General features: G+C 40.4%; 5 protein-coding genes. 1 reads left to right on the top strand and 4 read right to left on the bottom strand.

Annotation, left to right across the window (positions count from 1 at the left end; genetic code table 11):
* Positions 1 to 106: 106 nt before the first annotated feature.
* The 4 genes from fusA to I7H67_RS08825 all read right to left on the bottom strand — a co-directional run bounded on the left by fusA (position 107) and on the right by I7H67_RS08825 (position 4,948).
* Entirely contained in the window at positions 107 to 2,245 is a 2,139-nt protein-coding gene (gene fusA / locus I7H67_RS08840) for an elongation factor G (RefSeq protein ID WP_005303124.1), read from the bottom strand.
* A 177-nt stretch (positions 2,246 to 2,422) separates the two neighbouring features.
* Positions 2,423 to 2,893 (bottom strand): 30S ribosomal protein S7, encoded by a 471-nt coding sequence (gene rpsG, locus I7H67_RS08835; protein ID WP_004638185.1) that lies wholly within the window; start codon positions 2,891 to 2,893, stop codon positions 2,423 to 2,425.
* Between the two features lie 160 nt (positions 2,894 to 3,053).
* Entirely contained in the window at positions 3,054 to 3,428 is a 375-nt protein-coding gene (gene rpsL, locus I7H67_RS08830; protein ID WP_002050319.1) for a 30S ribosomal protein S12, read from the bottom strand.
* Positions 3,429 to 3,628: 200 nt separating this feature from the next.
* Positions 3,629 to 4,948, bottom strand: a complete 1,320-nt coding sequence (locus tag I7H67_RS08825; RefSeq protein ID WP_198307611.1) for an EcsC family protein — start codon at positions 4,946 to 4,948, stop codon at positions 3,629 to 3,631.
* A gap of 300 nt (positions 4,949 to 5,248) precedes the next feature.
* Here I7H67_RS08825 and I7H67_RS08820 point away from each other — a divergent pair, with 300 nt between their 5' ends.
* Entirely contained in the window at positions 5,249 to 6,478 is a 1,230-nt protein-coding gene (locus I7H67_RS08820; protein WP_004641618.1) for a beta-ketoacyl synthase N-terminal-like domain-containing protein, read from the top strand.
* The last annotated feature ends 2 nt before the right edge of the window (positions 6,479 to 6,480 follow it).

Genomic DNA, 6,480 nt, shown 5'->3' with positions numbered 1-6,480 from the left:
GGCTTTAGCCATGATGATCTTCCTTTATAAACTGCTCATGCAGGGTCACTGCACGAGCGCTTGGTTTTTAACTAAGAATTAGTTTGGGCTTATAGTAATCGAAAGATTACTCGTCGTCACCTTTTTTACCGCCAGTCTGGAACTTAGCGATGATGCCTTCAGCCACGTTACGTGGAGTTTCAGCGTATTTAGCGAATTCCATAGAATAAGTCGCACGACCTTGAGACATAGAACGCATTTGAGTCGCGTAACCAAACATCTCAGCCAATGGAACTTCTGCTTTAATTGCTTTAGTTCCACCAGGAAGATCATCCATACCTTGAACCATACCACGACGACGGTTTAAGTCACCCATGATATCGCCCATGTAGTCTTCTGGAGTTTCTACTTCAACTTTCATGATTGGTTCAAGAAGGATAGGATCAGCTTTCATGAAACCGTCACGGAAAGCGTATGAACCAGCCATTTTGAACGACAATTCATCAGAGTCGACATCATGGTAAGAACCATCGAATAATGTCGCTTTGATACCCACAACAGGGTAACCAGCTAATACACCATTCTTCATACGTTCTTGAATACCTTTGTCAACCGCGCCAAAGAATTCTTTAGGTACTACACCACCAACAACTTCTTCAACGAATTGGTATTCTTTACCAGCTTCTTCAACATCAAGCGGTTCAAGACGTACATATACGTGACCAAACTTACCTTTACCACCAGTTTGACGTACGAACTTACCTTCTTGTTCAACAGACTTTTTGATCGTTTCACGGTAAGCAACCATTGGTTTACCAATGTTCGCTTCAACACCGAATTCACGCTTCATACGGTCAACGATGATGTCAAGGTGAAGCTCACCCATACCAGCAATAATGGTTTGACCAGATTCTTCGTCTGTACGAACGCGGAACGATGGATCTTCTTTAGCCAAACGACCTAAAGCGATAGACATTTTTTCTTGGTCTGCTTTAGTTTTTGGTTCAACAGCCAATGAAATTACTGGCTCTGGGAATTCCATACGCTCAAGAGTAATGATGTTTTTCTCATCACATAATGTATCACCAGTAGTAACGTCTTTAAGACCTACACACGCTGCGATATCACCTGCACGGATTTCATCAAGATCTTGACGTTCGTTCGCATGCATTTGCACGATACGACCGATACGTTCACGCTTAGATTTAACTGGGTTATAAACCGGATCACCTTGTTTAAGAACACCAGAGTAAACACGTACGAATGTTAAGTTACCTACGAATTTGTCGTTCATGATTTTGAACGCAAGCGCAGAGAACGGAGCTTCGTCAGATGCTTCACGAGACGCTTTAGTTTCGTCTTTGTCGTCAAGGATACCTTCGATCGCTTTAACTTCTGTAGGTGATGGTAAGAATTCAATTACAGCATCCAACATACGTTGAACACCTTTGTTCTTGAATGCAGAACCACAAAGCATTACTTGAATTTCAGAAGCTAATGTACGAGCACGTAAACCTGCAATGATCTCTTCTTTAGAAAGATCACCTTCTTCAAGGTACTTGTCCATTAATTCTTCAGAAGCTTCAGCCGCAGCTTCAACCATTTTTGTACGCCATTCGTTAGACGTATCAACTAGGTCAGCTGGGATGTCAGCATATTCAAACTTCATACCTTGAGATGCTTCATCCCAGATAATCGCTTTCATTTCGATAAGGTCAACAACACCCTGGAATGTATCTTCAGCACCAATTGGCACAACGATAGGTACAGGATTACCACCTAAACGAGTTTTAACTTGCTCAACAGCACGGAAGAAGTTTGCACCAGTACGGTCCATCTTGTTCACGAATGCTAAACGAGGCACTTTATATTTGTTCGCTTGACGCCATACAGTTTCAGACTGAGGTTGTACACCACCTACAGCACAGTAAACCATGCACGCACCGTCAAGAACACGCATAGAACGTTCAACTTCGATTGTGAAGTCTACGTGTCCCGGGGTGTCAATTACGTTGATACGGTGTTGTTCGAATTGGTTACCCATACCAGACCAGAAACAAGTTGTAGCAGCAGAGGTAATTGTAATACCACGCTCTTGCTCTTGTTCCATCCAGTCCATTGTTGCTGCACCGTCGTGTACTTCACCAATTTTGTGAGATACACCTGTGTAGAACAAAATACGTTCAGTTGTAGTTGTTTTACCTGCGTCAATGTGCGCAGAAATACCGATGTTACGGTAACGAGTAATTGGGGTTTGGCGAGCCATGATGTCTACATTCCTAAATGTTATATTTAAAACAGGACGCACCAATTAAATTGATGCGCGCGAATATCCAAATAGGCAACTTAAATACCTGCAAAGCTCCCACTTTGATAAAGAGCAATGTTGAATCGAGCTGCTGTACGCATGAATATTCTCCTGAATAAGGCCTGTTTTATCCGCTTAGAAACGGTAGTGAGAGAAGGCTTTGTTAGCTTCAGCCATACGGTGCACATCTTCACGTTTTTTGATTGCTGCACCTTTACCTTCAGCTGCATCAAGCAACTCACCAGCAAGACGTAAAGCCATCGTTTTTTCAGAACGCTTAGCAGCAGCATCTACTAACCAACGCATAGCTAAGGCAGTACGACGGGATGGGCGTACTTCCATAGGTACTTGATAAGTAGCACCACCAACACGGCGTGCTTTTACTTCAACCATAGGACGAACTTTTTCAAGAGTAGTCTCGAAAAATTCAACTGGGTCTACTTTGTTTTTTTCTTGAACACGTTCTAAAGCACCGTAAACGATACCTTCAGCAACAGATTTTTTACCATCTTGCATTACGTGGTTCATGAATTTAGCGATTGTTTGGCTGCTAAATTTTGGATCTGGAAGGATCTCACGAGCAGCGACTACGCGACGTCTTGGCATTTTAATACACCTAATAATATGACACTTCAGGATAATCCAGCAGTTTGTACAAGTGTCATGTACACGACGCTGGCCTTACTATACGTCGCTTGAATTACAAATCTATGAAGAATTCAAACAAGCGAAACGCTAAAGGGCTTATTGGACTAGTTTCCTAGAATTACTTCTTAGGACGCTTAGTACCGTATTTAGAACGTGATTGATTACGATCTTTAACACCAGCACAGTCTAATGAACCACGAACGGTATGGTAACGTACACCTGGTAAGTCTTTAACACGACCACCACGGATAAGAACAACACTGTGCTCTTGTAGGTTATGACCTTCACCACCGATGTAGCTAGATACTTCAAAACCTGAAGTTAAGCGAACACGGCAAACCTTACGCATAGCTGAGTTAGGTTTTTTAGGTGTAGTTGTATAAACACGTGTACAAACACCACGACGTTGTGGACAAGCCTTCAACGCAGGAACTTTGGATTTTTCAACCAAAGTCGTACGACCCTTACGGATCAACTGATTCGTTGTTGCCATATGGCAATTCTCCCGTTATTAAAAAACCTTAAAAAGAAAATACCTCTTTTTAAGGGCACATAATTGTAAGCTAAGATGCAAAAATGGTCAACACGGCAATACTTACCAAATGTTGACCATATCAATCTTTGACAGGATAACTTACAAATCTAAATAGAGTTCAAATTTTATTTTTAAACCTCTTATTTGTAAGGGTATTGTTAAGAGTATTTTTTATCATTCAACTCCTCTTCATCTTCCTCAGGAGTTAAAGCAGGTTTTTGCTCAGTATGCTCATGTTCCTCTACATGTTTATCAGCAAGTTGCTCGATACCTTGGTGAACATTTTCCTGAATTTTTTCTTCACTCTTTTTACTTTCTGTAGGCTTTAAGACAATAGATACTTTTGAAATGACATCATGGTTTTCTACTTTATGATGATGTGCTGCATGAATATTGCCATCTTCACCCACATTTAAAAGACGAGGACTCGCCTTCTGAATGAGCGTTACTGCAGCATAATAGGCCTGTAACGGAGATAAATGCTCACTTGGATGCTCATTTAAATAATGTCTTGCAGCACCAAAAATGGCTTGTGCTTTATGACCAACATCTTCTTGTAGTTTCCAACTATATACGGCGCTTAAAACAGCACCAGCAACTGGTGTAACTTTGCCAAAGGCTGAAAGTTTAGGAATACGGTTTAACCACCCCCATTTAAACTCTCCATCTTCATCGACTAACCAGTTCTTTAAAGTATCAAAATCAGTAGTTGAACCTAACACTTGCTGAAATTGATGAATATCTTGCGTTTCCAACATATTTCGTAATGTTTTTAAAGCTATCAATAAAGTTTGCTTTTCAGCAATCAGACTAATATCAACTTCTTTAAAGATAAACTCGACAACGTCTTGGTCTGTAACTTCCAGAAGATCAAAACCATGTGATCTTCCTGTCTGATAAATCGTTCTTAAAACCAGTACGAGTGAAACAGGAATATCTACAGCAGCACCAACCACACCCGACACGCCTGTAATTGCACCTTGTACAGTTGCAATTAATTTATTTTGCTCGATAAGCGCCTGACTTAAACGTTGAGAACGGCCCGTATCTTTAGTGAGCTCAAATAAATCTTTAGCGCCCGCTTCTTCTAAGATTTTTTCAGTTAAGGTGCTTTTTGAACTAAAGTCATTCAACCAATCAAATAAATAACCTGAGATTTTTTCATCCCAATCTGGGGAAAGAAATGTAGCTACACCATTTACTTTTGTAAAATGTCGCCCAAAGACCTGACGAGTTACTTTCGGCAATTGTTCACGTAGCATTTGTTGAGGACTTTCATATTGCTCAACTTCAAATGGGCTTTTTGTTCTCGATTTTCCTTCAACTGTTTTCCCAGTTGGAATTGGTTCAATTACCTTACTAACGTCACCTGATTGGTTCTGTTGCAAGATACTCAATCCTGTAGAACTGAGCTTTTTAGCCACTCCGAAGACCTGAGAAAACAAATTGTCAGATTGATTATTATTAAATTTTGTCATCAAGTACCTCGATTTTTTAATTTATCTAATTAGACATAAATACTAGGTGGAATGTGGATTTATCTCAACTTGAATGTGTGTATTTTAGTTAACCCTAAATGCAACATACTATGTATTTAGTTATTTTTTTTAAATGTAAAATTGTCATAAAGATTTGCCATAAGAAATAAAAATCCTTTCTGCTATCATGTTAACAACGAAAAAACATGAGTCTTGTTTTCTTACAGCTATATTCTCCTATTTGTTTTCATAGCTGTTGATCACCATAGACTCTTAATATCACCATAAAGGGACCTGTAGATGAAACGTGTTGTAATCACTGGTATGGGTATTAACTCATGTATCGGTAACTCTTTAGAAGCAGTTACTCATTCACTTCAAAATGGAATCTCCGGGACACGTTTTAACCCAACTTATGCTGAACTCAATTTTAAAAGTCATGTGAGCGCTGCTGCAGAACAAGATTTTGATCATATTGACCGTAAGTTAAAACGCTTTATGGGCGTATGTGCAATGTACGCTTACAATGCTGCTGTAGCTGCTGTTGAACATGCAGGTCTTACTGCTGAGCAAATCGGTGGCAATCCACGTTACGGTATCGCAGGCGGTTCAGGTGGTGGTTCAACTGCATCTGTTGTTGAAATGACAGAGCTTTTAGAAACTAAAGGTGCACGTAAAGTAGGACCTTTCTTCGTACCACGCAACATGTCAAACACTATTACTGCAAACGTAGGTGTTGCATTCAAACTGCAAGGTATTGCTCATACAATTACAAGTGCTTGCGCAACTTCTGCGGACGCAATTGGTTATGCGTACAACCTTATTCAACTCGGCAAACAAGACCTTATGCTTGCTGGTGGTGGTGAAGAAGATCATTGGTCTCAAAGTTTATTGTTTGATGCAATGGGTGCGCTTTGCTCAAAATATAATGAAACTCCAGAAACAGCATCTCGTCCATATTCAGCAGACCGTGATGGTTTTGTTATTGCTGGTGGTGGTGGTTTCGTAGTACTTGAATCACTTGAACACGCTCAAGCACGTGGTGCCAATATTTTAGCTGAAGTTGTTGGTTATGCTGCAAACAGCGATGGCGCAGATATGGTTGCTCCAAGCGGTGAAGGTGCTACACGTTGTGTGTTAATGGCGCTTGAAGAAGCTAAGCAACATGGTGTAGACAAAATTGACTATGTAAATACACATGGTACATCTACTCCAGCTGGTGACATTACCGAACTTAAAGCAATGGAACGTGCATTTGGCGAAGGCAATGTACCTCCTCTTAGCTCAACTAAATCTATGACAGGTCATAGCTTAGGTGCAGCTGGCGTACAAGAAGCTATTTACTCTGTTCTAATGATGCAAAACGACTTTATTGCACCAAACATCAATGTAACTGAACTTGATGAAGGCGCAAAACCTTTTGATATCGTACTTGAAAAACGTGATGCAAAATTGAATACTGTAATGAGTAACAGTTTTGGCTTTGGCGGTGTTAACGCTTGCCTTATTTTCAAGAAGTGGGATGCATAATC

This window comes from Acinetobacter sp. ACIN00229, assembly GCF_016106645.1.
Taxonomy (GTDB): domain Bacteria; phylum Pseudomonadota; class Gammaproteobacteria; order Pseudomonadales; family Moraxellaceae; genus Acinetobacter; species Acinetobacter oleivorans.
Note: the sequence above shows the minus strand (reverse complement) of the source record. Positions and strands in the feature narration are given on the sequence as shown.